This window comes from Streptomyces sp. WG5, from assembly GCF_049974565.1.
Taxonomy (GTDB): domain Bacteria; phylum Actinomycetota; class Actinomycetes; order Streptomycetales; family Streptomycetaceae; genus Streptomyces.
On the sequence record NZ_JBNGGC010000197.1, the window covers coordinates 1 to 531 of the forward strand.

At 70.8% G+C, this 531-nt stretch carries 1 protein-coding gene; it reads right to left on the reverse strand.

Going from position 1 to position 531, the window contains the following annotated elements; genetic code table 11:
- The coding region (locus ACP4IX_RS36590) for an ABC transporter ATP-binding protein (RefSeq protein ID WP_426559005.1) at positions 1-531 on the reverse strand (531 nt) is incomplete at both ends.

A 531-nucleotide genomic window follows, 5' to 3' on the forward strand; every position in this document is an offset into this window, starting at 1 on the left:
CCGTCGGTGACGAGTTCGCGGATGATCTGCCACATGTTGTGGCGGGAGCGGGGGTCGAGGCCGGTGGTGGGTTCGTCGAGGAAGATGACCTGCGGGCTGCCGACCAGGGTCATGGCGATGTCGAGGCGGCGCTTCATGCCGCCGGAGTAGGTGGAGGCGGGCTTCTTCGCGGCCTCCACGAGGTCGAAGCGGTCCAGGAGTCCGGCGGTGACCCGGCGTCCCTGCTGCCTGGGCAGGTGGTGCAGGTCGGCCATGAGGAGCATGTTCTCCTCGCCGGTGATCAGGCCGTCGACGGCGGAGAACTGCCCGGTGACCCCGATCGCGGCCCGCACGGCCTGCGGGTCGGCGGCGAGGTCGTGGCCGGCGACCCGCGCCCGTCCGCCGTCGGCGGTGATGAGCGTGGACAGGATCTTGACGGCGGTGGTCTTGCCGGCACCGTTCGGCCCGAGCAGGGCGAACACGGAACCGGCCGGGATGTGCAGGTCGATGCCGTCGAGGACGGTCTTGTCGCCGTACGACTTGCGCAGCCCG